The following is a 25,835-nucleotide window of genomic DNA, read 5'->3' on the forward strand; positions in this document are numbered from 1 at the left end:
ACGCTGTAATAAGGTTTGAACGTCGACCGGATGCTTTTGCGGCACGGTCGAGGGCCACTAGGGTCGAGGTCGATAGTGGAGCGATTCATCGCCTGTCATTTCCCCATCGGGGTAGGCCACTAGATCCCGGCGTTTCCCCTTTGGCCGTTCCGCGGTTCTCTCCATTACCCATTCTTCATGCCTTCGGCCTTGCCAGACGCTGTCGCAGACGGTCGCGTCGCTTCGCATGAAGATCGCTGGCCGGTTCGAGGCTTAACAACTTCTCCGCAAGCCCCAGCGCGACTCCCAGATCGCGCGTCACGTGTTCATGGTATTTGGCCAGGGCCTCTATTCCGGCAACGCAGTTGTTCTGCCTGAGCTGATGCCAGATAGCGAGCGCCTGTGCATCCTGCCGCTGATTCCGGTGCAGCTTCGCCAGGAATAAAAGCGCCGCCTCATCCAGGTCGCCCGCAGAATTGGTGAGGTGTTCTATCGCATGCTGCGCATGGCCGCGACGCACGTGGACCTCCGCGACCTTAAGCGCGTGCGCTGCCTCATGGCCAGGTTCGGCATAGATACGGGCAAGCATCGCCAGCAACGCCACCAGCGACAGCACGTCGCGCCGATTGTGTTCCGCGATGGCAGCCAACGGTTGAACGGCGCCGCCCCTGACGAACTCGCTCCAGGCCTGAGGAATAAGATGGCTCGGAAAATCGTCCTCTCGCCTGAACCCCAGCAAGCGCTGCTCCGCGGTCTGAAGGCGGCAATCGTCCCAGCCGTGGCCACAGGCACGGCGCGTGAGATGCAGAAGATCGATATGCGGCTTGTCGGCAAACGGATGGGTCTGGCGGACCAGTCGGTAACGGGTGATGAGCAGCGGCACATCGAAACTCTTGCCATTGTATGAAACCAGGTGGGCCGAGGGCTTGATCCAGGTGAAAACTGTCTCCAGCAATGCCGCCTCGCCGGCGAACCCGGTCAGTATCCATTGCCCCAGCTGTATCTCTTCGCCCTGGATTCGCGCCAGGCACACCATGAAAGGCAGGGTACCCGTGCCTCCGGCAAGGCCGGTGGTCTCGGTATCCAGAAACAGCAATCCCCCAATCGACGCGTCATCCTGCAAGCCCAGGGCTGCGAGCGGGCTACAAGCCAACTCTGAAAACGCAACCCTGCCATGCCAGCTTGCAAGGGGGATGGCCTGTATCACCTGGATCAAACAGGGCGCTATCACATCCCCGCGAAGGTGCCGGGCGACCTCGATATCGCTGAGTTTGGTCCGTCCGGACGTGTTGCGACTACCATCGCTGCTGCCGTGTAACCGCTTCAGGCGCTCCATCAGTGAAACCGCCGCGGGCTCGAAAGGAAGGGAAGCGGGCGTGGACGAGTCGCCGGCCAAGTCGCTCCCCGGCTTGCCGGTCCTGTCCTGCCCCTCCCGTGCATTATTATTTTTACCTTGCAGCAGGGCCAACCGCTGCGCCAGCGTCATAGCGTCTCCGCATCCAAAGTCCGGCTTTGGCGTTCGCGTGAGATCGAGAGCAGATTCAGCACTGTCAGGGCAGCCTGCTTGGGCACATATGTCCGGCTTTCGTCCGAGGCGAGGATAGGTCCCACGCACGAAGGGCAGCCAGATGGGCAGCCGCAGTCCTGCACCAGCTCTATCGTTCGCGAAACAATTTCGTGGCGCAGGTCAAACAGCGGCGTCGAAAGCCCAATGCCTCCCGCGTAGTTGTCATAAAGGAAAACGGTGGGGATGAACTGCCGCTCGTTGAGCTCCACCGTCTCGCCGGAAATGCTTCGGGGGCTGCCGCGGCCATTCTGGTCGATACTGGCAAACCAGGTGCCCTCGCCATCGCCCACGGCCCTTCCAAGGTCTTGCCGATCCGATAGCGTGAGCAGCGCGGCCACGTGATGCAGCGCATATGCCGCGCCGAGGAACCCGTCCAACGCCTGCCACCGGGCCGGGAAGGCCACGGCCAGCGCAGCGGGGCTCACCTGCCACCATACCGCCGTTGTGTGCATCTCGTGATCCGGCAGGTTGACCTTGCCGTAGCCAACGTTTTCGTGGCTGTAGTAGCGTATCTTCTTGTAGCCCGCGACACGGCGCACCAGATGCACTTCGCCACGGCTGCACAGGCCACCCGCCCCCGCCCCGTTTGATCCATTCGCCTCGTTTAGAGGTTTGTATTCCCTATCCTCTTCAAAGCAGTCCAATATCTTGAGCTTGGTAAAGTCGATGGAGTCAGTGTAATAATCGGCCTGCGTCCGCGTTGCGAAGGCCTTGCGTCCTTCCCAGTCCAGCTTTTCCACCTGCCACGGGCTGGCCTGGATCAGGTAGATGGCACCCTCGTATAGCGTCGATGCCGCCCTAGAATAATCGACCTCGGCAATGACCTCCTGCTTGCCCCCCGTCACATCCACCACCACGAAATTGCCATCCGCAACCGAGCGCAAGCTCACGCTGTTGGCGGGATAGCTGTCCGCCATCCAGTGCCATCGCTGCCCCTCGTGGTGCAGCACACCCTTCGTCTCAAGGTAGCCGAGCATTTCCGCCAGCGGCTCCTTGCCGAAGCGCTCGCTGTCCTGGAATGGCAGCTCGAACGCAGCGCAACGGATATGATCCATCAAAATCAGCAATTGGTCGGGATCGATGCAGCCGCGCTCGGGGGATGCTGCAGTGAAGAATTCTGGATTGCGGATAATGTACTGATCGAGTGGGTCGCTGGTCGCAATCAGCACGCCCATCGCAGGCCGGTTGCGCCGCCCTGCCCGGCCCAGCCGCTGCCACGTTCCCGCAATGGTGCCCGGAAAGCCATTGAGCAGGCAGACATCGAGGCCGCCGATATCCACCCCCAGCTCCAGTGCGTTCGTCGCCACCACGCAGTCGAGCTGCCCGGTCCGCAGCCGGGTTGCGGTATCGCGCCGTTCCGTCGGCAGATAACCGCCGCGATATGCCGCGATACGCGGCGGCTGGCGTGGATCGCTGTCGAACACATCCTTCAGGTACTTGGTGAGCACTTCCACCATGAGGCGCGTATTGGCGAACACGATCGTCTTGAGCCCGGCCTTCACCGCACTGCGGGCGATGCGGGTGGTCTGGGAGCGGGCCGAGGCGCGCAGCCCCAGGTCGGGATTGATCAGGGGCGGATTCCAGAACAACAGATGCTTTTCCCCGGCCGGGGCGCCGGACTGGTCGATCGCGGCGACCAGCTCGCCCAGAAGGCCGCTCGCCAGCTGCGCCGGATTGGCGATGGTTGCCGAGCAAAAAATATAAGTGGGCCTGACACCGTAAAAAGCGCAGATGCGGTTCAGGCGGCGGATGACGTTGGCAACGTGCGAGCCGAACACTCCCCGGTAGGTATGCATCTCGTCGATGACGACGAATTTCAGGTTCTCGAAGAACTGCGCCCACTTCGTATGGTGCGGCAGTATGCCCTGGTGGAGCATATCGGGATTCGATATCACGATATCTCCATGCGTGCGCACCGCCTTGCGCGCGTCGCCCGGCGTATCGCCATCGAAGGTGTAGGCCCGGATACCCAGGTTGCCCGCCTGGTTGAGTTCCAGCAGTTCCGTGACCTGATCCTGGGCCAGGGCCTTGGTCGGAAAAAGATAGAGTGCCTTCGCCCGGTTCTGTATTGCCGCCTGGATCACGGGCAGGTTGTAGCACAGCGTCTTTCCCGAGGCCGTCGGGGTGACGATCACAACGTGCTCGCCTGCCGTGATCCGATCCCACGCCTCGCGCTGATGGCTGTAGAGCTGGGTGATGCCGCGCTGCATCAGACCCTGCGCGATGCGGCCGTCGAGGTCTGCCGGGAATTCCGCGAAGCGCGCAGCGCGGGCCGGAATCACGAGCTCGCCGGTAATACGTTGCGCATGGCGGCGTTTCAGCGCGGGCACCAGACCGCTCACGTCGGCCAGCCCCGCCTTCCGCTCCGCCAGCGTGCCACGCTCCCGCCCGAACTCCACTAAATCGTTCAATTCCACTCCCGGTGCGATAACAGCGAAACCATTCGTTTCACGTAACAAACCATGCTTGCCGCATCCGCACATCCGCATTATACAGAACGATTGTTCTGCTCCCTGAATTTAACCAAAATGCCATGGAGAGTCAACTCGATTGCGCCTCCTGTTCTCTTCAATGTGCGGATGCCACCGTTTGCGTATTGTCGAGTCACGCCTTGTTATTTCATGCCGTCAGTCTATAAACGAAAGAGTGTGGAAAGGAGCAGCGCCTTCCGCTGCGCGTGGTGAATAAAAGGAGCTACCAATGGAACAGAAGCATGCTACTGGTCAAACCCCAAATCATTACGACCTCAGCGGCAGGAATCTGCATGCGGTCTATTCAACGACGGGGATCGACGGAGAACCGCATTTCAGCTACCAGGACCTGCAGCAGACACTCAATTTCAGTGGTGACGAGATTCGTCTGGCGGCTACGGAGATCGGCACGCTTGTCAGCGTCACAACCCGTATGACGGTCGATACCGGCGGAACCACCTTTAGCGTTCTATTGCCCATGGTAACCATTCCGGGGGAGCAGACAGTGCCTGTCCGTACCATCGGAATCACAACCCTGCACCGGTTCTCGATCGTTCTTGCGGCCGGACAGCGCGATTTTTATACGGTAACGCCCTTGAATGGCAGCGCCTCGCGGGTGTTCTTCTAGTCTTCGCGATCGACGCTATGTGCGCTGGCGCGCAGAAAATAATCTTACGGAAGAGTAACGTTGAAGCCGTTCAATATTTTTGCGATTTTCAACCTAAAACTACTATTAAGGAGACGCTAATGAACAGCATTATCTGGTGGGTAGGACTAATCGTAGTCATTATCGCCGTTTTAAGTTTCCTGGGACTGCGTTAAAAAGAAGCAAAAAGACCGTCCTCGCTCAAGGTCCGCCAGTCAGCGCTGGCGGACCTTCATGACCTAACATCCCCGCTTTTTTACTAAGCCAATGGCAGCTTATCCCCACTCTGATCGTTAAACAGAGCGGATGATCTTTCGCCGCTAGCGTTTGGCGCCAAAGCCCGCTGCGAGGTCGGCAAGGAGAGAGCGGTACACGCCGTTCATGTACTCGACCGCATCCGTATTTTCCGACTCCCACATCCCGGACCATTCCGCGAACGTCGTGTCGTCCGTGGTAATCGGCAGCAGGTGCAGGTTGCCCACATAATCACGGATTTCCCTAGATGAGAGCGGCGATGGTCCTTCATCAAGGGAATACATAATCCGCCTGTCAATTGCACTGTACGCAATCAGCGTATCCAGTAACGCCCCATTCAGACGCCGCCTTGCGCCTACCGAGCGCCCATCGCCATCGCCCACTTTTTCGCATGAAGTGATTACGGACGGGGCCCAGGAGAAGTCGTGAAAGTCGCGGATTCTCGACCATACCTGCTCTATCGGAGCAGGTACGATAATGGAGTTGTATACTTTTGGCATGGCATGCTCCTCTCCGTTTCGTTGTGCGAAGGCGCTGTAAAGACCAGGGCAAAGGCCAATGATGACCCAAACATCAAACGTCTGATATTGAATCAAGACTCGCCACGGCCGCTGACGGCTAAGCGCATTTTCCAGTCATCGCGCCGTTCACGTCAATTCTGCTGCCGCCAGCTCGGCCACAGCCAGTTCGGCAACGGCAAGCGCGGCTTTTGCCGGCTCCCATTCTCCATCGCCGATAAACCAGGCGGCGGAAAGCCCTGCATAAGCCATGATCCACTTCAATAGCCGCAGACGTTCAAGCCCCGCTGCCTCGGCCACCACATCGACCTGGCGGGCCAGCCGGCCCGGCGCCAGTGCAATCGCCGCCTCGGGGTTGCAGAACAGGTTGGCGTAGTCGAAGCCGCGTTCTCCAGTCAAACGCTTGGGGTCGATGGCCAGCCATCCGCGAGGGCCGAAGTCGAGAATATTGCCGTGGTGGATGTCGCCATGCAGCGGCACGACATCGCGCTCCGATGCCAGCAGCCGACGAGCGGTTTCCGCGCAAGTGGTCAAAATGCCGCCATGCCTTGCCGCAGCTGGCTCCAGCTCCCGGAACCAATGCGCAAGCGGCACAAGGTCCGGAAGCGGACGCGCGCCCGGTCTCGTTACATGTAGCTGGGCCACTACATGGCAAATGAGCCTGTTGGCTGCATCGTCCCCGCCGCCCGGAGCCCTATCCTGAGCCATGTCAGCGAGCGAGGCAGGACCCTCAGCCCTTTCGATGAGCAATGCTTCACCCTCGCACGCGAACACCCGGGCGGCACCGTGCCCATCCCACCACCCCAACAACAACCCGCCGAATTTCTCTTCGGTATCCATCGCTATCTTCAGCATGGCTGGGGTCCCGGCCATGCGTACGGGCAAAAGCCTGCTACTGCGGGTAATGATGGGATCGCCGTCAGGCGCCAGCCGCCATCGAGTCAGATACCTGCCGAATATTTCGATCAATATAATTCCTGGCGGGGAAGTTTTCTTTTTTTCCATTCTCGCGCTTCGGTAAGGCAGCGCTCCTTCGAATTCTGCCTGACCTTCATCCATATTGCTCACGCCACGCCTTTTTTCGACCGGCATACTCGGGTTGCGCTTCCGCCTGTTTCCATTTCTCGTAGAAAATAGCCGCGCTTTCGGCTTTTGCGGGGTCGCCGGTGCCTCTTTCGTTTAAGGCGTAACCGTTGTTTTTGTCATATTTGATCCCACCTTTGTAATTGGCATACCGCCGTGCGCGGGTGTAACCCATCTGCAGGAATTTTCGGGCCATATCGGCGCCGACGAAATCCCCGGCTTTTAGATATTCTTCGAACATTTGGTAAAGAACCGCGCTGCTTTGGCTTGCCAGCTCTGGTGTCCTGAAACGCCAGTGAGGCGCTAGTTCGCTTTTATAGGGCTCGCATATCAACACGCCCTGCTCGCCTTTGCCCACCCGATACTTTTCCGTCTCCTTCCGATAGTCGATGTCGGGCTTCCAGGGATAGCTGTGTTTATCGAAATTGAGGTAAGACGGCTGGCGTTGTCTGGTCATGAGTTCCTGTCATCTCTCCCGGACAGAGACATCGGTTCGCTTGGTGCGCCACCGAACGGAAAGCCTGCGGCCTGATGGATACTTTGCCTCGTGTAGGCTCTGTCGTAGATCAACTTGAAAAGAAAATGGACCAGTCCGGATTAATCGCGGCGGCGTCGCTACACCGAGTCAACCCGCATCCTGCGGCACTGGATGGCTCTTCCGCTGTGGCGGTCGTTTCCTCACCTGGCGCATTTGATCGATTAACTTCATAAGGGGTATTTGTCATGCAAGAACTTTCTGAAGAGATCCCAGCCAACCTATTCAGCCTCCGTGGAGATTCCATAAATGTGGAATACGCGACCGGCACGCTTACCGGTTCGAGCCTCATCTATCACGATGACCAGTTAGACCGAAGCTTCGGCAACGACGAACTGACGGTTGAAGATACTTCGCTTGGGCAGTTGATAACCGTAACACTTAGCCAGATTCCAGATTTGGAAGTAGTGACCTTTACGCTGGTTTTGCCTTCAATTACCGTGACGGAGCATAACGCGCCGCTAGATGTCGAGGTTGCCGGAATTACAGCCACTCATCCAACCACAATTGCCGGCCCGGGGCCCGGGCAGCAGACATTTTATTCGCTCGTCACACTGATCGGTACTGCAGAGGCTGCCGTTTTTTAGAAAATTCGCTCCACGCCTACCGTGCGGAAGCGGGAGTGGCGGAGACCGCTACTCCCCCTGGCCTGCGGTTTTCTCATCTGGGTGTCCGATTTCTCCGCCGGTTTGCTCAAGTCTAACCTCGTTCTAAAATCGGGGTAGCAGGCCACAATTGACCAACGACTGGCTGACTGTAAATGCCAGTTGACCTGGGCACGTCGCCGTTATCGCCCCTTAAGCTATTTGTAGCCATCCTCTCGAAGGGGGGTGGTGGCGTCGTCCCCAGCCACGGGCGGCAATGGCAGCAATGTTTCAAGCGCTGCATCCTCGATGCGGCTCTCCTCGAGCAGGCGTATGCGGCGTTCAATCTCGTGCCTTTGTTCGGGCGGGACCACGGCGCAAGCATCGCGCAGCGCGCGCACCTGGATAGCCCGGCGCATGCTCAGGAATTCCGCGCGCCGCAGGCGCTGGAAGGGCGCCTGTTTCAGATAACGCTCTGGAGGCCCGCCGCGATCAAGCTCGGCCAGTTGTTCGTTCATCCGTTGAATGATGACGCTGGTTTCCTCGATCGCCGCGCGCAGCATAAAGGTTCTCAAACCCGTGCTATAGCGCTGCTGCTGCTTGAAACCCGTGATTGCCTTCTGCCTCGCTCTGATCGCCGGCATGAGGTTTTCCCGCTGCCAGGCGGGATCGAGTTCGAAATACGCATGCCTGTTCTCGACTCCCGAGCACCCGTCGCTGATATTTCCTAATGGAATGCCTGGGAACTGCGACACATACTCACGCCGAAACTCTTCATCGGAATGGATCAGGTTGGGTCCGCGCTGCAGCACCTGGAGCATTCCTTTCCGCCGATCTGAAACATTCCCGGGGAGCTTGCCCGCAAGGTTCTCGAGATCGTGCGCGACCGTGCCTTCGATGTCCTGGTTGCTTTCGTCACCAGGACAGCATGTCGTATCGTTCGACCAGAATTCCGCCCATCCTTCATGGAATGCGAACCCCGCATTGGCTGAGCCTGTCACCGGGGCGATGCATGAGCCATGCCCGCGTCCATACACATAGAGGAGGTCGTCGCCATGCCAGTGCGATTCGGGACCATCCAGCACGTCCCTGAAGACGTGGGAGAACTCGTGCGTAGTTGCCCTGTATGGATTCCCAAACTCGCCCGTGCGATAACCGTGAGCCCAATGGACTTCGTCATACCATGTCAGCGGCGTGAGATGGCCGCGCCAGATCTGGACCTTGAAAAATCCGCCGGGAACGGCCTCGCCAAATTTGTCCGGGAACTCGCGCGCGGCATTGCGGAAGCCCTGCCAGACAGCGGCTCGCGGCGTCCCTTCGCCGCCGTCGCGGGAAATCTGGATGGTTCCAACTTCGATGAGGCCGCCGCTGTTTGACTGGTGCGCGGTGTCGATCGACCAGACACTGGAGTTATCCGCATCCTCGACTTCCACCTCGGGGCTGAACAACCGCAGGCGCGCATAATAATCTCCGTCGATGGAGGCGTAGAGATCGAGGCTAAAACGCCCTTGGTCATCCGTGGATGTCTCGCCGACTTTGTCATCGTACCAGTCCGAGCGGTAGCGGAAAAACTCCACTTGCGCGCCTATTAACGGTTGAAAACCCACTCCTGGCTCCACGCTGTTGGCGTTGAGATAGCCAAACTGACCGCGGATGACGAAATTGCGGTTCTGCTGGGGACAACTGCCATGAACCAGAACTGTAAACGGCAGGTCGATTCCGCTGCCGACCAAGCGCAGCGTTACCGCCGTGTCGAGCACCGTCGGTCCGGCTATCGTGTTTATATTGACCGTGACACGTTCACCAATCGCGCCGCCGGGGAACGTGAGCGTCTGTGGATCGGCCGTTCCGGAAACATCCGCAGGCAACCCTTCAAGCGAGACAGTCAACGGCCCGCTTATGCTCGGGTCGCGGATCACCCAGTAATCGCGGGTCACGCTGCCATGCGCGCCTTGCGGGTTGCAACCGGCAAAGTCTATATCCGCAGGCCCGAATATGCGCAGCTTCGGCGTCGTCGCGATAACCATCGCCAGGCTGCGCGGGGCCGGGCCAGCGCTGGGAGTGGGCGTTCCGGTAAGAACGACCAGCCGCGTTTCCGGCATCGAGCTGGCGTCCGCCTGCAGGTGCAGGGTGATGCCCGTGCCAAGCGAGGGATTGGGATTGACGCTGCCGGTCACGCCTGCCGGCAGCTGGCTGAACGTAAACCCGATGGCGCCGCTGGATCCGCCGATACGCATGATGGTGACGGGAATATCCGCCGCCGCGCCACCCTGGACCAGCGTCTCGCCCAAAGGACCTACAAGAAAGAAATCGGCCTGTCCGCCGGTTGTCTCCTCGAAAGTAATGTCGCGCACCGCAATAGCGGCCAGCAATGCCGGATCGTTGACCGCCTCGAGCACCACCGTGGCGATTCGAGGCTCGGCGATGGCAAGATCGAGGGTCGTGTCAAAACCGGTTCCCGCGGTCACGTTCGCGATTGCCGTCGCGACTGCCATGCCGCCCGCATCGAGACCGGTCAGCCGCAAATCCTGCTGGACGGTAACTCCGGTCACAGGCAACAGGCCTACATGCAGGCTTACGCTGCGCTGTAACGCGGAAAATGAGATCCTTGCTCCACTGCCGCAAAACTCGCAGCCGGGCGCGTCGTTGAAGCTTGCCACATGGCCGCTCACGGAATCGACGACGATTCCACCCACCATTCCGCCATACTTCAAAAACTTTATTCCCGGCAGCTGGTCATCGAGCCGCGTGCCGACGGGCAATCCGGTAAAGTCATCGGTCATATGCCTCCAGTCAGCCGGTAGAGATGCCCCGCCTGATCAGTTCAGTCGCTTACACCAAAATATCCGTGTAGTCTGCCCCGCATGCGAGCGGGTTTGCGGAAGAAAACAACGGGCTCGCATACTATTTCAGACGAGATGAATCAGCTTAGTAACCGGAGAATGGAAGAGCAAGCCCAGCAGGCTTGAATTTTGGGAAAAAATTCTGCGCGGACTTCCAATAATTTGAGGAAACCTATCCTCCTGATGCACTCCTTCGGTTTCTTTTTTTTGGATGCCACTCGCCTTCACAACCTGCCTTGCGTTCCTGTATGGCGTAATCTATGTTGAATTATGGCTCTTTGGAACCATGACCCTTAAGGACCATGGCTCGTTTGGAACGGCCTTTCCACGCAGCTTTTCGCGTTTGGAAAAACTGTCTGGGACTTTTCCACCTGTAAGAACTTACAGCTATTCGGGTATCCTCTCCGTTATCTAATGGGCCGCAAGGATAAATGATGAACCCAGCAGCCAGGGACAAACGGAGGCTGCCGAGTTGACTACCCGGTGTAGATTGAACCTCCGCCAATCTTCATAGTATCCATTATTTGCAGCTATTCACTTTGCTTTAATACTTAAAAAAATGCGTAGTCTTGGACACGCTTATGGAGGGAGAAAATAATGGATGGAAAAACCAAACTTAGCATTAACTTTGACGAGATACATGTCATTGCGAGGGAAATCGTTGCGCTGCGACAAATAGTTGAAATGAAGCCCAACCCTGAGGTTCAGGATAAAATTTCTAAATTACAGGAGCTTGCAGCTACAGCTCAGAGCGCCGCGATGCGCATTCAAAGGAATTGTGAAGGACTAAGCAGACAAGTGGTAGAGCTTGAGAATCAATTGGGCAGGATGTCGGATAAAAATAACATCGTTGAACAATATCCTACGCCTCTTGAAGAGTTGGAGATGTGCCATTCACTCTGTGAAGAGAACTATCTGCTTGTTTTTCGCGATACAGCAGGATCACGACTAACTTTACAGCTTCACAGCGAAGCGATACCTCATCTCCTGGAAAAACTGAAGGCATGTCAATAGGCTGCTAGAACGAGGGCCGAAAACTTGACTTAAGTTAGGTCGTGAAGCGATATCTAACCTAGTGCAGGCGCTGAAATCAGGCCGTTCGCTTGATCACTTGGGCCTGATCGGAGTTTGGGCCAGCGAAAGCCTCCGCTGGTTGCGGTTTCGCGCCATGAAGCCCACCATGCCCAGTCCTGCGAGGAGCATGGCATAGGTTTCAGGTTCGGGAACAAGAATCCCTACCCCTACCGCGACGACTTGTCCATAGTTGTTGATACCCATGGCCTCCGTTAAAATTACCCCCTGCGGCAGCTCTACCAGGGAATTGAGGTCTGTCAGGTCCGTTCCATTTGAACCGGTGAAAAAGGCGCGCTGATGGCCTTCGGCCGTTACGGATGTCCCCACTACCTGCCCGGCATCGTTGATGTCCCAGGCAGAGCTGGAAACATCCCCGTCTAACGTACCAAGGGCTCTCATGCCTAATCCATCGGGGCCGGTGATGAACGCATGGGAAAGGCCTGCGGCTGTGAGAGCTCGTCCCACCACCTGCCCAGCATTGTTGATGGCCCAGGCATCGCTGCGGTAATCCCCGGCCAACGTGCCAAGGTCTCTCATCTCCACTCCATTGGGGCCGGTGATGAAGGCGCGATGACGGCCTTCAGCCGTGACGGAATCTCCTACTACCTGCCCCGTATCGTTGATATCCTGGGCGCCGCTGGAACCTCCGCCCAAGGTGCCAAGTGGCCTCATGCCCACCCCATTCGGACCGGTGATGAAGGCATGAGCAGGCGGCGCCGGGTTTCCATCTGATACAGAGATTCCCACTACCTGCCCCGAGTTGTTGATGCCCCAGGCAGAGCTTTGGGTATCCCCGTTCAGTGCGCCAAGCGCCGTCATCCCCACCCCGTTGGGACCGGTAATGAAGGCACCGGCAGGGCGTCCGGCTTCATCGGTTTGTCCAATCGCCTGCCCGGCGTTGTTGATCCCATTAGCTTCACTGAAAACTCCGCCTAAACTGCCGAGGTCTCTTATGCCCACCCCATTGGGGCCGGTGATGAAACCATGAGAACCTTCTCCGGATGTGAAAGAAGACCCCACTACCTGCCCAGCATCATTGATGCCAGAAGCTATGGCACGCTCGCCTATCGTGCCAAGGAGCGTTACGGTCCGGGTGTTGAGGTCGACAAGAAACGAGCGTTGCTGTGCTGCCGCGTGGGTAACAGGACCCAGACCGGTAACGAAGACCGCGACCAGGATGCAGTGGCGGACTTTGAAGCATTCTTTGATTATCATTATGTGCCCCCCAGAAGAGCGCGGTTAAGGTTAAGTGTCATGAAAGAGTTCGCACCCGGATTGCCGGGACTTGAACAGGTTGGGGGACGCGAAGCGCTCGCAGTCCATCCCCGCTCGCCCGATCGCGCCTAAGCGGATCTCGCCATTCTGGAAGGGGAGAAGCAGGTCTCTCCAGCGAATGCGTTTCGTTGCTTGTGATTTTCATGGTTTTAAATGGATTCGCGTATCGGTTTCGGCGCCGCCTGCCAGTTATTGCCTGGATCGGGCGAGGTTTAATGCCCTGTCCACTTTGCCAGACAAAGTCGAACTGAACAGAATTAAAACGAAACGGAAGCAAGGAGACGAAACGACCGGTAAGCCTTTATCCTGGCGCCTTCACTAGGGCAACAGTAAAGAAAGCCCAAGCTGAGCTTATACCCCTGGGGAAAGCAATAACAATAGTCCGAATGACTATCTGACTGTCGGTGCGAAAACGGTGAATCTCCGGAACGTCAGGCGGGTAAAGGGATGTCACGCTGTGGAAAGAGTATGGAAGATCGCCTGGGCACAGGATGAATTGAACATACGGAAGAGCTTCCGGCTTGAGTTCCAATCTTTATATTCCGAAGTCAAGCCGGGAGGCGCCGCGGGATCGATGACAATATCCCGATAAGCTCCAGGCCCTGAGCTACCTCGACACTACTTTGACAAAAGCAAGCTATTCCGCGACTGCGGCTCGATGCAGTTCGGAGACGTCGATTTTCTTCATTTGCAGCATCGCTTTCATTACCTTTTGGGATTTCTGCTTATCGAGATCGTTTAGCATTTTCATCAAAACGACGGGAACGACCTGCCACGACACGCCGTATTTGCCCTTGAGCCAGCCGCACTGCCGCGCTTTCTCGTCACCGCCCTCGCCCAGCTTCTCCCAGTAATAATCCACTTCTTTCTGATCGTCACAATTGATCTGGAATGAAATCGCCTCGTTGAACTTGAATATCGGGCCGCCTCTTCAGCCTGACGATCGAACCACAAACACGGCGTAATTCTCTGAATGCTTCGCATGACTTCCTGCTCCTCCAGCCTGTTAATATGACCTCAGATTATGACGGTATATGAAAACGGAATGAACACTTCAATTCAGCCTTAAAGCATCCCGAACGCCGGCCCAACCTCATGTCGACCTTATGGTGGCACTTGTGCCGTGGCTTCCACCCTTCCAGTCCAATACTGTTTTATGCCTCCATGCGAGAGTCCGTCGCGCTCGTGCCGCCCCTTCGGCAGACGCTGCCTGATTTGCGCAGACTTCAGACTACTTTTTGGCAGGCGCTACTCGCATCTGTACAAAGACCGCCCTGGATACGTTAAGGATTGCCCTCCCCGCCCGACGCCCCGTATACCTGCCCGGTTACATAGCTCGCCTCCTGAGATGCAAGGTATACATATAGGGCGCCTAGTTCCGCCGGCTGGCCCGGACGCCCCATGGGCGTTTTCTCCCCGAACGTCGTTATGTTCTCGGGGGGCTGTCCGCCGCTGGGCTGCAAGGGAGTCCAGAACGGCCCCGGCGCCACCGCATTTACCCGTATGCCCTGCCTTGCAACCTGCTTCGCCAGCGATTTTGTGAAGATCACCATGCACGCTTTTGTCTGCGCGTAATCAAGCAGCGTCGGGGACGGATCGTAAGCCTGGACGGAAGATGTATTGATGATTGCCGCGCCGGGTTCAAGGTGCGGCATCGCCGCTTTGGTTATCCAGAACATCGCATAGACATTGGTCTTGAACGTCGAGTCGAACTGCTCGGTGGTTAGGTCCAGGATCGAATGTTGCGCCGCCTGCGCCGCCGCGTTGTTGACCAGGATGTCCAGCCCGCCCAGCTCGCGCACAGCGTCGGCGACCAGCTTGTTGCAAAAGCGCTCTTCGCGGATATCTCCGGGGATCGCGATCGCCTTGCGCCCCTCCGCCCGGATCAGCTCGATGACCTCGCGCGCATCCGGTTCCTCCACCGGCAGATAGTTGATCGCAACGTCCGCGCCTTCACGCGCGAAGGCAATCGCAGCGGCGCGGCCAATGCCGGAGTCGCCTCCCGTGAGGAGCGCCTTCCTGCCCACGAGTTTACCGGAGCCCCGGTAGCTCGTTTCGCCGTGATCCGGCCGCGGGTCCATTTTGCCGGCAAGGCCGGGCGGGTCCTGCTGCTGCGGCGGAAAAGGCGGGCGCCGGTATTGGGTCGTCGGGTCCTGTTTGCTCGATTGTGTCGCTGGCCGCCCCCCATGACGCCGGGGATCCGCCGAGGCGCCGGGCGCCGCAGGTGTGGCTCCCTGCTGTGCAAACGCCGGAGACGTCAGCGCGGCAGCCAGCCCCGCGGTCACCCCGCCGACGAATTGCCGTCGGGATGCCATGGCATCGTCTTTTGTTTTCATACCCGTTCTCCTATGAATTTGCTGAAAGGTGAGAAGGATCGAGCCCCCCAGTACCCGCGGATCAGCGGGAAGGTTTCCACCGACCATCGTGATTCTTGATCCAATGTATCAACCTAGGTCATGCATCCAGACCTGTCAAGGCGGGTTGCCAGACGGAAATAGGCTGGCGGTATCGCTAAAACTGCTTTCGTGAAAGTTGACTTTGGTTCGCCTGGTAACACCGTGCCGGTGGACAAATACGACTGACATAGCTCCTCACTGGGCCAGCGGCAAATTGCCAATCTGCCTAATCATTTGTTTGAAGGTCTGGAAGGGCGTGCCTCGAAGGACGGGGCAATGTCCTGGCCGCGTTGCGTCCCGGCCAACAGCAGCTTTTAGAGCCTCCAGCGCGATTAAACGAATAAAGAATGGAAAATTTTGCGTAGCCCCGCTATTTTGACGTAGCCCCGCTAAACCGCATCCCGGACACTTTTGATAACCGATGGGGCATTTATCGTTTTAACAACCGTCCCTTTTGCTACACTGAAGATCATATCCATCCATTGCGCCCTGCGTCCGGCCGTTTTTGATGCCGTAAGGTAAAGGTGGGAGGTGCCGCAAGTGTGGGCAATGTCTTTTCGATCCCAAAAAGGAGGCGGTTCAATATGGGTACAAGAAAAATACTGATCTCTATCGCTTTTCTGTCCGTTCTCCTGAGCGGATGCGCAAATGGTCCGACGGGATCAGGAGGATCTGGAGGATCTGGAGGATCTGGAGGATCGGGTGGGCCGGACATGAAGCCCGGCAAGGAAATCGAGGTGAATTTCAATAACACCTCTACCGACTGGCTCGGTGGACACTCGGACTATACATCCGACACGCAACCCACCGATGTTGTCGTCCAGCCCCGCCGGTTGCCGGGAATTTTTGGCGGCCACGGCCTCTACACCGCCGGCACCAACCGGAGCGACGATCTTTTCATCTACATAAAAAAGAAATTCACCGGATTTGCTCCTGACAAGGACTACCTGCTGAATTTCAGCGTCACGTTTCTTACCGATGCTCCCTCGGGGTGCGCCGGGGCCGGCGGCGCGCCTGGAGAGTCTGTGATCGTAAAGGCGGGAGCCGCAACGGTTGAGCCTTTGACAGTAGCGATCGACAGTCAATATCAAATGAACATCGACAAAGGCAACCAGGCCCGCGGAGGAAAAAATGCCGTCGTGCTGGGCGACATCGCGGGAACCAATACCGATTGCAGCCGCCCAAAATTCGAGTGGAAAACGCTGACCGGTCCGGCTCCGCTCAAGGCCCGTAGCGACGCAACCGGAACGGTGTGGATGATGTTCGGCATTGATTCAGGGTTCGAGGGAACCAGCGAAATCTACTACCGCTCGGCCACCATCAACGCATCGCCAGCGGTGTCGGCTACCCGGAATTGAGCCTTGACCGGGACTGGGCTTTCTTGCATGAACGCCACGATCACTGCAGTGTCGGCGGCACAATCACCGCCCGGACGCCAACAATGGCGTCGATAACGTCCTGCCCGATTACCAGATCATATTGAGGTCAGGCGTCGCGGCGGTATGCGGCAATCTCCCAGGTCCCGCTTGCTTCGTCATGCCGGAGCACGTACATGCTTCCATCATCGGCATGGACCCTGAACCAGCGCTGCTCTGGCGCGTACCACCGGTCGGTTACGGCATGGACCGCAAGCCGGCGCTCGCCCAGCCAGAACGCCAGCGGCTCCTTTGCGCCGCGATGGCCGCTGTGGCACTCCACGCGTATGCTCACGCCCGGTGCCGGCACACCTTGCCGGTCGGCCGAGGACAGCTTGCAGCGAACGGATAATTCACCACATCCACCACCGTCTGCGCGGTGCCGAAGGCGCCGCTCCAAGCTGGTCCTCACGCGCCTTCAGCACCGCCGGCAGGAATGCGGCGCGCACTTCCGAGGCTCCCCGCAGGCTGGGTTCGATCGTGCGCGTAAACCAGGAGGGGTCGCCGCGTAGAAAGTGACCATGCACGTCCACAAACTGTCCGTAATGCGAAGCGAGTTCCGCGATAATGCCGTTGATGCGGTTCAAGTTGGGTCGGGCGATACGGGCGTCGACACTGAGAAAGTTGCGGGAGTCATCGCCAAAGGTTGGGTCGAAAACCGTGCCGAGCAGAACCGGGCGCAAGGGCAGCGCACGCAGGAACGCGTCGAGCGTCCGCTCAAAGCGCATAATGCCGCCACCCCGGTCCGCGGCAAGGCCGGTGAGGAGATCGTTCCCGCCAATCGTTACCAGCGCAACCGCGGGACCGGGGAGGTTGATCCCGCGCGCCTGCCGGGACAGGTCACTGACTATGGCCCCATCCTGTGCGCGATGGTCGAGCTGCGCAGGCGCGGACGATGACAAGTCACGGCCCTTGAAATCGGGGAATAAATAATCGTCGTTGCGCACGATCAGTTGGCCGGGGTGGACTCCATGTTCGTTATACCGCGCACAGTCGAGGATGGAATCGCCGAACGTGCAAACAGTAAACACCTTGTCCGGCATGGCTGATCCTCTGGCATTGAATGCCACCACCGCGGCACCGGCCGCAAGCGTCTTCAATAACCGGCGGCGGGTATCGTCAAACTCATCATCTCTCATTGCTCTAGTCTCTAGTCACCACGGGGCGCTTTACCGAAAGATTGTCGGTATAGAGTTCGCCAGAAGCTTCCAGTTCCCAACATAAAGAGCAGGCACCTATCGTGCGGCAACGTACGGAACGGACCAACGGATTTTCATATAACTGCCGCTTCCACCATTTGTCTCGCAGGGCCGGTCTGATATCCGGTGCCCGGCTCAACTTTAATATAAGGCGAGGCCATCGCTCGGGCCCTCGCTCATACAAGGAGCTTAAAATGAAAAACATGACATATATGCTTTTAGCGACTACCACAGCCATTATATTCAGTTTCTCACCGCTAGCGCTTGCGGAGGAAAGTCCCGGGCTGGTCAGGGTCGATATCCGGGACGTCGCCAAAAATATTGCGAAGAACATCAATGTTGACGTGAGCCGCATTCCCGACACGGTTGAAATCCCGCCGGGGGTCGCTACCGGGGTATGCCAGGTAAAAGCAGAAACCCTGTCGGCCGTGCAACAAGGACACTCGGCTTGCGCCGCCAAAATGACTACGCCTGATCTGGACCGGATAATTTACCGGCGGATAAAGGGAGAGACACGGTAACAACGCGGTAACTTGGGTTTGGGTAAAAACCGGGCGTCTCTGCAGCGAGGTTACGAGGTGCCGGCGTGCGCCACCGAACGGAAAGACCTTCCGTTCTCAACTATAAACAGATGACCCGGCGACTTTTCCGTGGAAGGCTGTAGCCGGGCAACATCGATGAAAGGTAGTGCCGACCTTCCATTGCTCAAGGAGGATAAAATGAAAACGATCAAAAACATATCTGTATTCGTACTGACGAGCCTGATAGCCATCGTCGGTTTCGTGCCTTTCGCATCTGCTCAGACCCCGTCGGGGTTGATTAACGTCGATACCCGCAACATCGCGAAAAATGTTGCCAAAAACATCAATGCTGACGCTGGCCGGATTCCCTCAATTGTGCAGGCTCCAATTGATGTTGCTGCGAACATCTGTCACGTGGGAGCAAACGTCTTGGCAGATCAAGCCAAAAAGGTCGGCGCAAGCTGCACGGCTGAAGCCACTTCCGCCGAGTTTGACCAGATTGTGCAACGACAAATGAAAGGTACGGAACGGAAATAAGTTTTCCTGCGCCGTATGATGCTCCCGGGAGACGTCCCACTGGTGGCTCAAGACCAGCGCTTCGAATAATACAGTGCTTCGGCTGCCAATCACATGTCGCTGCACAACCGCCACTTTCACCAGATCCCCTTGAGATTGCGCACTTGCGACGATTTGGGCTTTGGAGTTGCGGCGAACGGGAGAACCCGTGCCCGCCGCGCCGCAGGCGCATAATGTGTGAAAAAGAGATATTTTTGAGATAACGCTTGCTTCCTCCTCGACTTTATGTATAATGCGAATCATTCTTATTATCATTAATAATACTTAAGCAATAAAGTACTAATTTGGCGGGATCGACGACATCTTTATGCCGCCACCCTCAGCTAGCGCACCCAAAGTCAGCCAGAGGCCGATCCCCGTATTATTGACCTTATCCGTTGCCACTGGGTTTCTCCTACGCCAGTGGCCTTTCAGCCAGCCAGCCTGTACTCCCCGGGCAAGCCAGCCAACTTTTTTATTCCAGGAAATTGCCGCGGTGCCGCAGGGTCGGGCTGCGGCAGTTTCCCCAATCCCGTCCAGGCATCGAGTGGCCGCAGATCGGCCGCGACGCCTGACGGAGCCGAAGCTCACGCCTTCCCTGCGTCACCCAGTACCATACAGATGCAACGCGGGGGCGAGTCCCCACCCCCTCGCCGTCCCATCAGGACTATCAGCAAACCAGGTGACGCGCCTCGGCCTGGAGGCCTTTAGCCCGGTTCGCCAGATCGCGCGACTTGGCATCTATTTGCTTTCGCGTCCTGCGCGCCATGCTGTTCATCTTGTCCTTGGCCAATGCCCGGCGCCGATTGCCACGGTCGGGATCCATAAGAAACATCGTCAACGCGCCAAGCGCAGCAGCGCCGAGAACCCACTTTACCCGCGACACTTCGGTTGTATATTGATTCATGGTCATCTCCTTTCTCAATGTTGACTCGGGGCTATGTGCCCAACGCAGTCGTTTATACCCAACCAATTCCTAATAGCCCCGAACCGGCGACCAGTATCACTATGTACGCTATCCAGGATGCGATGCTATTCATTGCCGCTCTCCTTTCTAAAGAGTTAACGCACTTATATAAAAAAGCGCTTATATCTTCACGCTTTTGACACATCACATCAGTGCGTTGAGTAACATAGAACGCAAGCACAGCTGAAAGCCACCGGGGGAAATGGAAAAACTCCTGCTTCGCATTGCTGAACGGCGCCGCGCTCTGGTCTGCGCCTGAGCTCCTGCCCTGGCTCCTCCCGCCACGCTCTTGCTCTGCGCTCTTGCTCTGCGCTCATACCCTGCGCTTTTGTGCTGATGAGCAGCACTGCAATCGTTTACTATAATCAATATCGTCCACCAACCGGGCTATAGCGGAAGCTTATGGATGCGGCCCCGCCCCGGAGCCTGTTCAGATAAATAAACTCACCCAATGCCCTCCTCCCCCAGGCGTTCCAGACATTTCTCAATGATCCGCGATTTCCAGCTCGCGGACTTCTTCACGCTCGGAAACGCCGGCTGCGGCGTCGCCGCGGTGTTCTTCGCCATGCTTTATCTGGACGGGCGCTCGGTGTTGCATTTCTACAGTTCCGCCGGGATGATCGCCGCCGCGTTCGTATTCGACGTGCTCGACGGGAGAGTCGCGCGATGGCGCCGCGCGCATTCCCCGCTCGGGCGGGAGCTCGACTCTCTCGCGGACATCCTCTCGTTCGGCATGGCTCCCGCCGCCCTCGGTTTTGCTTCGGGGATGCGCGGCGGCTGGGATTGGATCGCGCTGGCTTACTTCGTATGCTGTGGGGTAAGCCGGCTGGCGCGATTCAACATCACGGCCGAAACGCTCTCTGCAGGGGCGGATAAGGTGACGCATTTCGAGGGCACGCCCATTCCGACCAGCGTTGTCCTGGTCTCCGCGCTGGTATTCGCTGCCTGGACCGGGCGTATTGGGGAGCAGCTTTATTGGGGCGTCTGGATGATCGGACCGTGGGAACTGCATCCACTGGCGCTGCTGTTCGTACTCTCAGGCACTCTGATGATCAGTAAAACCCTTCGAATCCCGAAAATTTGAACCGCGATTCTCCTTGCGCTTCCCTCATATCCTGTCCACATAGTTGACCGGCGCGTGATCGGCCAATGGTTTTGGCGGGCCGGCAACAAAAGCCTCCCAAAAGGAACGATCTTCCTGGGGCGCTCTTAACAACTGGAGCACCCCCACATGCCGGAAGCCGAGCAGCTTCGGGGGGAGTGACGTGACTGCGTCCTGATCGTCCACCACGCGATAGATGGGCACATCCGCCAGCGAAGCGACAAACGCCTCATTGCCGATCCGTGGCGAGGCGAATGAATAGACGGCCTGTGGCGCGCGCCGGGATGCCGCGAGCACGGCAAGCGCCGCCCCCAGACTGTGCCCGGTATAGAAGAGCGGACAGGCGAGGCCGGAAAGTTGTCGCTCTATATCGTCCCAGACTGAATCCAGCGCAGCCCCAAAACCAGTGTGCACCCGAATTTTACCCTCGCTCGACCACGGAATCCCACAGTGAAGGTCGGTCCTGGCATCCTTGTAGCTCCGCTGCGTGCCGCGAAATATCAGCACCGCGAACGCTGGGGGCCCGAGGGGCTCCACCAGCATCGCCTTGGTATTGGTTTTCTCCGAAATGTGAAAGGCACGCTGCTTGAACCCGCCCCGTTTCAGAAAATGACTGCGCCCAGGCCGTGGAGGGAAATTGTCTTCCTCGACATCGTGACGGTAAACCAGCCGGCTTAGTTCAGCCAGCCATAGCGCATTAGCGCGGCTGTATGCGGCTGCTTGCGGATCGAATGGAGGAAATTCCTTTCGGGCAAAGAAATCGGTCGCGCTCCCGGGGCGGAGAAGATCATCCCAGGTGGTGGGCATCAAATGCGCATGAGGTCAGGTTGATTGTTGTTGTCCACTTGCGGTAAGGCAGCTTGCGTTAGCGCGGGGCGCGCAGCTGAAAGATTAGCGCAAATTTATTTCTTTTCGCAAGCGATCTTCCATGCAGCCTCGTCGGCAGACTTCGGGGCAACTGGCAGCTTGGTACCCAGGTCTTTGTAGGAATAAATTAGCTCACCCTCTCCGTCATGGAGCGAATACCAGTAGAATTCCAGTTTTCGGAATTCGCGGTTTTCGCAGTCAAACTCGACCAAGGCCTTTTCCGACAGGTGTTTCCTGCCGGCCACGCCCTTGGGGCGCTGATAATTGGTCAGCGACGACATCTGAGCCAACGGTCCTATCCTCACGACGTTGCTTTTATCTATATATGTTTTTTCGCCTGATTTCGCATTGTCCTTGACCAATGTCCATTCCGCAGACCACGCAGAACCAGAAAAGATCGCCATGGCCAGAACCAGAATACCTGTCCGCATGATCATTCCCCCAAATAAGTGTTCCGCCCCTGATTAAGCCGTTGTGATCGAGGGGACAGCCGCCTCCACCCCCCCGCATCACGGAACCACGGACCCTGCATTAACCATAGCAGACCCGTACTGGTTCGTAAGCTCACGCCGACAATAAAAATAAACCGCCCGAATAACCGCATATTTGGCCGCATTTCGGGGTTGTACTATGTCCCGGATCGCACTATACCTGTACTATCATGTCGCGAACCTGCTCGCCGCTCTATTCAGCGAGCGGGCGCATATTGGAGAGTAAAACACTTTATGGCTGCACACCACGAAAACATCAGCATGGCCGTATTCTGCGACTTCGAAAATGTCGCGCTGGGCGTGCGCGACGCGAAGTATGAGAAGTTCGACATCGAGCCCGTACTTGAACGCCTCCTGCTCAAGGGCAGTATTGTCGTCAAGAAAGCGTATTGCGACTGGGATCGATACAAGACATTCAAGGCGACGATGCACGAGGCCAATTTCGAGCTGATCGAAATTCCTCACGTGCGTCAATCCGGCAAGAACTCAGCGGACATCCGCCTGGTTGTCGATGCGCTTGACCTTTGTTACACCAAATCCCATGTCAATACGTTTGTCATTATCAGCGGCGACTCCGATTTTTCGCCGCTGGTTTCCAAGCTCCGCGAGAATGCCAAGCAGGTAATCGGGGTAGGCGTCAAGCAATCAACCTCCGACCTGCTGATCGCCAACTGCGACGAATTCATTTTTTACGACGATCTCGTGCGCGAAATCCAGCGCGCTGCGGCCAAGCGCGACAGCAAGGAAACGCAGCCCTCGGCCAGGCGCCAGCCCGACGCGGAGAAGCTTCCTAGAGAAGAACTGGAAGCGCGAAAGAGCAAGGCAATTAATCTCGCTGTGCAGACCTTCGATGCGCTGGTATCGGAGCGGGGCGATAGCGGCAAGATATGGGCGTCCACGCTGAAGCAGGCGATCAAGCGCCGTAAACCGGACTTCAATGAGACTTATTTTGGCTTCCGCGCCTTTGGCAACCTGCTCGAGGAGGCGCAGGCGCGTGGCCTGCTCGAACTGGGCCGTGACGAGAAGTCCGGCACGTATGTCTATCGCGGCAGCGGCGAAATGGTCGACCGTGAAACAGCGGCCGAGCCGGAAACAGCTCACGGGCCGGAAACGGCGCCCGTAGGGAACGAACTGGGGCCGAGCCGCGAGCCTGAGGCTGCTACCATAGCCGCTCCCGAGGTTACGGCACCGGCAGCAGCCGAGGATACCCCCGCAAGACATGAAACGCGCCCGCGCCGGGGTGGCAGTCGCATACCGAGGGACAGGAAGGCAGAAACCGCCTCAGCCCACGTCCCCCAGGTTGCACCGGTCGCGCAGACTGAGCAGATCGAGTCCCAGGCGGCAGCAGCGGGAGCGGACCCGGCGCCCGAGGACACCGCGGTCCCGGTTGCCACGGCAACGATTGAGGAGACGATCGGAAAAAACGAAACGCGCCGACGCCGGCGCGATGGCCGCAAGCTGAGGGACAGGAAGGCAGAGGCCGCCTTACCCCAGGTCCCCCAGAGTGCGCAAATTGCACAGGTAGAGCCCGAGGCAGCAGCAGTGGGAGCGGAGGCCGCGCCCGAGGATACCGCGGTCCCGGTTGCCACGCCGACGATTGAGGAGACCATCGGAAGGCACGAAACACGTCGGCGCCGACATGATGGCCGGAAGTTAAGGGGCAGGAAGGCAGAGGCCGCCCGTGTGGATCCAGCCTCCAGGGAAACAACGGTCCAGGCCACGCCCGAAGCTTCGTCCCCCGCCTCGTCCTCGATCGCGACCTCCACCGCGCCACTGGAAACAATGGCCCCGACAAAACCGAAGACGGCGACGCGCAGCCGGCGCCCGCGCAAAACAGAAACGACAGCGGACGGGACCGGCTAGGAGCTAGGAACGGGACCGTCAGTCATGAAACCAACAGCTGGCGGTATTATTCCGCCATGCTGATACCCGAGCCTCCCATCTCCCCTGGGAGGTCCTTCATCTTCGGTAGCCCGTCCCTGATTGGCAGCACGGTCTCCTGGTAGTGCACGTGGACACCAGGGCGATACGGAAAGCCCGGGATGACAGCCGCATACACATCCACAAGCCCCAGGCCTGGATGCTCGGTGAAGATGTGGCCGCCGCAGGTTTTGCACCACTTGCGATAACTATTCGGCGTCTTGCTGTAGGTACCGGTGTTTTCCGCCCCCTGCGTAACCTGCAACGCTTCGGTTTTCCACAACGTGAAGGCATTCACGGGCCCCGCGGACCAGTGCCGGCAGGACTCGCAGTGACAGTAACCCATTCCATCTGGCTCCCCGCTGACCGTGAACTGAACCGCACCGCAAAAACAGCTGCCCTTGTAGGTTTTTTCGTCATTCATATATGCATCTCCTGAGGTGATGGTGCGACGCAAGCGGCTATCTTGCTCTGCGGTCCTTTTCGATCTGAAGATGAGAATCCAGGAAAAATGACGTTCTTGCGTTAAAGCAATGACGTTCGCCGCCGTAAACAATAACAGAAGCTGCTGAAGCGAATGGCCTGACGCGACGATTTATATGCCACCTCTTCGTATCGCTTCAACCACATCGAGGAACCTGCTTCCTGACCTTCTCTTTTCACCGTTTTCTTTCTCCGGGACTCCAATTTGCTGGCAGGGAACGCGGTATTTCCTTAAACGGCATCTACAGGTCGCATCCGCATCCGCATTCTCGTTCGCATTCACATCCGCAGTCTCATTCGTATTGCCGCCGCCTCACCGCAATCATACTCACCAGGGAGCGAATCTCAATATGATATTAAAGAACATTGTGGCCCTCACCCCGATTCTTCTGGGTTGCTCGCTTACGCATGCCGCATCCCAGGTATTTTCCGATGATTTTAATAACTACGTGCCCGATCAATTCAATTGGTCGCCCCCCGTATCGAGTGGCTGGAGCGTAACGGACGGCACTGTCGATTTGAATGGGGCGGGTGGCAACTACGACTTTCTTCCCGGCAACGGAAGTTACGTCGATCTGGATGGGAGCAGTTTTGTCAGCGGCCTGTTTTCAAACCATGTCAACCTGGTCGGAGGCACGACCTATCTGCTTTCATTTGACCTTGCCGGCAGCCATCGCGGCACCCTGGCCGACACGGTGCACGTCGGTTTCGGCAGCGCGACCGCATCCTACATGCTCGACAGCATGGACGCCTTTTCGACCTATACCTTGAGCTTCACCCCGGCCACCAATGGCACTTACAGCTTTAGCTACCTGGATGTCAGCGGGGACAATAGAGGGCTGTTTCTCGATAACGTATCAGTGACTGCCGTCCCTGAACCGGCGACTTCCGCCATGCTGCTCGCCGGGTTAGGGGTACTGGGTTGCTGGGTGCGCCTTAAAAACTGCAAAACCCGGCGTATCCAACCCTCCGGGGCCTGAGGTCGACACTCCACTGCCCCCTGTTAAAGGCCCGGAGTACCTGACACAATAGCACGCCCACCCCCCCGAGACTCCAGCCAGCGCGGCTGCGGTAGCAAGCCGCGGGATT

24 protein-coding genes are annotated in these 25,835 nt (G+C 57.8%); 9 read left to right on the forward strand and 15 right to left on the reverse strand.

Features of this window, described 5'->3' with window-relative positions:
* Positions 1-175: 175 nt before the first annotated feature.
* Both R5L00_RS15365 and R5L00_RS15370 read right to left on the reverse strand, forming a co-directional pair.
* The gene (locus R5L00_RS15365) at positions 176-1,465 is read right to left on the reverse strand and encodes a ribonuclease H-like domain-containing protein (protein WP_317652652.1); all 1,290 of its coding nucleotides are present in this window, start codon (positions 1,463-1,465) and stop codon (positions 176-178) included.
* Positions 1,462-3,957 carry a DEAD/DEAH box helicase gene (locus tag R5L00_RS15370; RefSeq protein ID WP_317652653.1) on the reverse strand — a complete coding sequence of 832 codons (2,496 nt, stop codon included), beginning with the start codon at positions 3,955-3,957 and terminating at the stop codon, positions 1,462-1,464. Before R5L00_RS15370 ends, R5L00_RS15365 begins: the two co-directional genes overlap by 4 nt.
* A 289-nt stretch (positions 3,958-4,246) precedes the next feature.
* Between R5L00_RS15370 and R5L00_RS15375 the strand changes: the two genes are divergently transcribed.
* The gene (locus R5L00_RS15375) at positions 4,247-4,645 is read left to right on the forward strand and encodes a hypothetical protein (protein WP_317652654.1); all 399 of its coding nucleotides are present in this window, start codon (positions 4,247-4,249) and stop codon (positions 4,643-4,645) included.
* A gap of 338 nt (positions 4,646-4,983) precedes the next feature.
* Here the strand turns inward: R5L00_RS15375 and R5L00_RS15380 are convergent, their stop codons facing one another.
* From R5L00_RS15380 to R5L00_RS15390, 3 genes are all read right to left on the reverse strand, one after another.
* Positions 4,984-5,418 (reverse strand): SRPBCC family protein, encoded by a 435-nt coding sequence (locus R5L00_RS15380; RefSeq protein ID WP_317652655.1) that lies wholly within the window; start codon positions 5,416-5,418, stop codon positions 4,984-4,986.
* 147 nt (positions 5,419-5,565) lie between these two features.
* Positions 5,566-6,528, reverse strand: a complete 963-nt coding sequence (locus R5L00_RS15385) for an aminoglycoside phosphotransferase family protein (protein ID WP_317652656.1) — start codon at positions 6,526-6,528, stop codon at positions 5,566-5,568.
* A complete protein-coding gene (locus tag R5L00_RS15390; protein WP_317652657.1) occupies positions 6,488-6,976 on the reverse strand; it encodes a DUF4385 domain-containing protein in 489 nt (162 codons plus the stop codon). The genes R5L00_RS15385 and R5L00_RS15390 overlap by 41 nt, the downstream gene beginning before the upstream one ends.
* A gap of 266 nt (positions 6,977-7,242) precedes the next feature.
* Here R5L00_RS15390 and R5L00_RS15395 point away from each other — a divergent pair, with 266 nt between their 5' ends.
* Entirely contained in the window at positions 7,243-7,641 is a 399-nt protein-coding gene (locus R5L00_RS15395) for a hypothetical protein (protein ID WP_107692973.1), read from the forward strand.
* Between the two features lie 215 nt (positions 7,642-7,856).
* On the opposite strand, the gene R5L00_RS15400 is transcribed toward R5L00_RS15395, so the two are convergent.
* A complete protein-coding gene (locus tag R5L00_RS15400; RefSeq protein ID WP_317652659.1) occupies positions 7,857-10,421 on the reverse strand; it encodes a hypothetical protein in 2,565 nt (854 codons plus the stop codon).
* 657 nt (positions 10,422-11,078) lie between these two features.
* Between R5L00_RS15400 and R5L00_RS15405 the strand changes: the two genes are divergently transcribed.
* Positions 11,079-11,495 carry a hypothetical protein gene (locus R5L00_RS15405; RefSeq protein ID WP_107692971.1) on the forward strand — a complete coding sequence of 139 codons (417 nt, stop codon included), beginning with the start codon at positions 11,079-11,081 and terminating at the stop codon, positions 11,493-11,495.
* 93 nt (positions 11,496-11,588) lie between these two features.
* Here the strand turns inward: R5L00_RS15405 and R5L00_RS15410 are convergent, their stop codons facing one another.
* From R5L00_RS15410 to R5L00_RS15420, 3 genes are all read right to left on the reverse strand, one after another.
* A complete protein-coding gene (locus tag R5L00_RS15410) occupies positions 11,589-12,770 on the reverse strand; it encodes a PEP-CTERM sorting domain-containing protein (protein ID WP_317652660.1) in 1,182 nt (393 codons plus the stop codon).
* 697 nt (positions 12,771-13,467) lie between these two features.
* Entirely contained in the window at positions 13,468-13,749 is a 282-nt protein-coding gene (locus R5L00_RS15415) for a VOC family protein (protein ID WP_317654198.1), read from the reverse strand.
* 364 nt (positions 13,750-14,113) lie between these two features.
* Positions 14,114-15,166 (reverse strand): SDR family oxidoreductase, encoded by a 1,053-nt coding sequence (locus R5L00_RS15420; RefSeq protein ID WP_317652661.1) that lies wholly within the window; start codon positions 15,164-15,166, stop codon positions 14,114-14,116.
* Positions 15,167-15,810: 644 nt separating this feature from the next.
* Between R5L00_RS15420 and R5L00_RS15425 the strand changes: the two genes are divergently transcribed.
* Complete coding sequence (locus R5L00_RS15425; RefSeq protein WP_317652662.1) at positions 15,811-16,584, forward strand: hypothetical protein; 774 nt, start codon at positions 15,811-15,813, stop codon at positions 16,582-16,584.
* 127 nt (positions 16,585-16,711) lie between these two features.
* Here the strand turns inward: R5L00_RS15425 and R5L00_RS15430 are convergent, their stop codons facing one another.
* Positions 16,712-16,936: a hypothetical protein gene (locus R5L00_RS15430; RefSeq protein WP_317652663.1), complete on the reverse strand. Its 225-nt coding sequence runs from the start codon at positions 16,934-16,936 to the stop codon at positions 16,712-16,714.
* 58 nt (positions 16,937-16,994) lie between these two features.
* Complete coding sequence (locus tag R5L00_RS15435; RefSeq protein ID WP_317652664.1) at positions 16,995-17,780, reverse strand: SGNH/GDSL hydrolase family protein; 786 nt, start codon at positions 17,778-17,780, stop codon at positions 16,995-16,997.
* Positions 17,781-18,034: 254 nt separating this feature from the next.
* On the opposite strand from R5L00_RS15435, the gene R5L00_RS15440 reads away from it, so the two are divergent.
* Together R5L00_RS15440 and R5L00_RS15445 are read left to right on the forward strand one after the other, a co-directional pair.
* Positions 18,035-18,361 (forward strand): hypothetical protein, encoded by a 327-nt coding sequence (locus tag R5L00_RS15440; protein WP_317652666.1) that lies wholly within the window; start codon positions 18,035-18,037, stop codon positions 18,359-18,361.
* A gap of 198 nt (positions 18,362-18,559) precedes the next feature.
* Entirely contained in the window at positions 18,560-18,898 is a 339-nt protein-coding gene (locus R5L00_RS15445; RefSeq protein WP_146164555.1) for a hypothetical protein, read from the forward strand.
* Positions 18,899-19,586: 688 nt separating this feature from the next.
* On the opposite strand, the gene R5L00_RS15450 is transcribed toward R5L00_RS15445, so the two are convergent.
* Positions 19,587-19,823, reverse strand: coding sequence for a hypothetical protein (locus tag R5L00_RS15450; RefSeq protein WP_107693454.1), 237 nt, complete (start codon positions 19,821-19,823; stop codon positions 19,587-19,589).
* Between the two features lie 547 nt (positions 19,824-20,370).
* Here R5L00_RS15450 and R5L00_RS15455 point away from each other — a divergent pair.
* Positions 20,371-20,967, forward strand: coding sequence for a CDP-alcohol phosphatidyltransferase family protein (locus tag R5L00_RS15455; protein WP_317652667.1), 597 nt, complete (start codon positions 20,371-20,373; stop codon positions 20,965-20,967).
* Between the two features lie 24 nt (positions 20,968-20,991).
* On the opposite strand, the gene R5L00_RS15460 is transcribed toward R5L00_RS15455, so the two are convergent.
* Positions 20,992-21,792, reverse strand: coding sequence for a lipase family protein (locus tag R5L00_RS15460; protein ID WP_317652668.1), 801 nt, complete (start codon positions 21,790-21,792; stop codon positions 20,992-20,994).
* 95 nt (positions 21,793-21,887) lie between these two features.
* Positions 21,888-22,283: a surface-adhesin E family protein gene (locus R5L00_RS15465; protein WP_317652669.1), complete on the reverse strand. Its 396-nt coding sequence runs from the start codon at positions 22,281-22,283 to the stop codon at positions 21,888-21,890.
* 294 nt (positions 22,284-22,577) lie between these two features.
* Here R5L00_RS15465 and R5L00_RS15470 point away from each other — a divergent pair, with 294 nt between their 5' ends.
* Complete coding sequence (locus tag R5L00_RS15470; RefSeq protein WP_317652670.1) at positions 22,578-24,206, forward strand: NYN domain-containing protein; 1,629 nt, start codon at positions 22,578-22,580, stop codon at positions 24,204-24,206.
* 46 nt (positions 24,207-24,252) lie between these two features.
* On the opposite strand, the gene R5L00_RS15475 is transcribed toward R5L00_RS15470, so the two are convergent.
* Positions 24,253-24,687 (reverse strand): GFA family protein, encoded by a 435-nt coding sequence (locus R5L00_RS15475; RefSeq protein WP_317652671.1) that lies wholly within the window; start codon positions 24,685-24,687, stop codon positions 24,253-24,255.
* A 409-nt stretch (positions 24,688-25,096) separates the two neighbouring features.
* On the opposite strand from R5L00_RS15475, the gene R5L00_RS15480 reads away from it, so the two are divergent.
* Complete coding sequence (locus R5L00_RS15480; protein WP_317652672.1) at positions 25,097-25,726, forward strand: PEP-CTERM sorting domain-containing protein; 630 nt, start codon at positions 25,097-25,099, stop codon at positions 25,724-25,726.
* The last annotated feature ends 109 nt before the right edge of the window (positions 25,727-25,835 follow it).

The organism is Nitrosospira sp. Is2 (assembly GCF_033095785.1).
Classification (GTDB): domain Bacteria; phylum Pseudomonadota; class Gammaproteobacteria; order Burkholderiales; family Nitrosomonadaceae; genus Nitrosospira.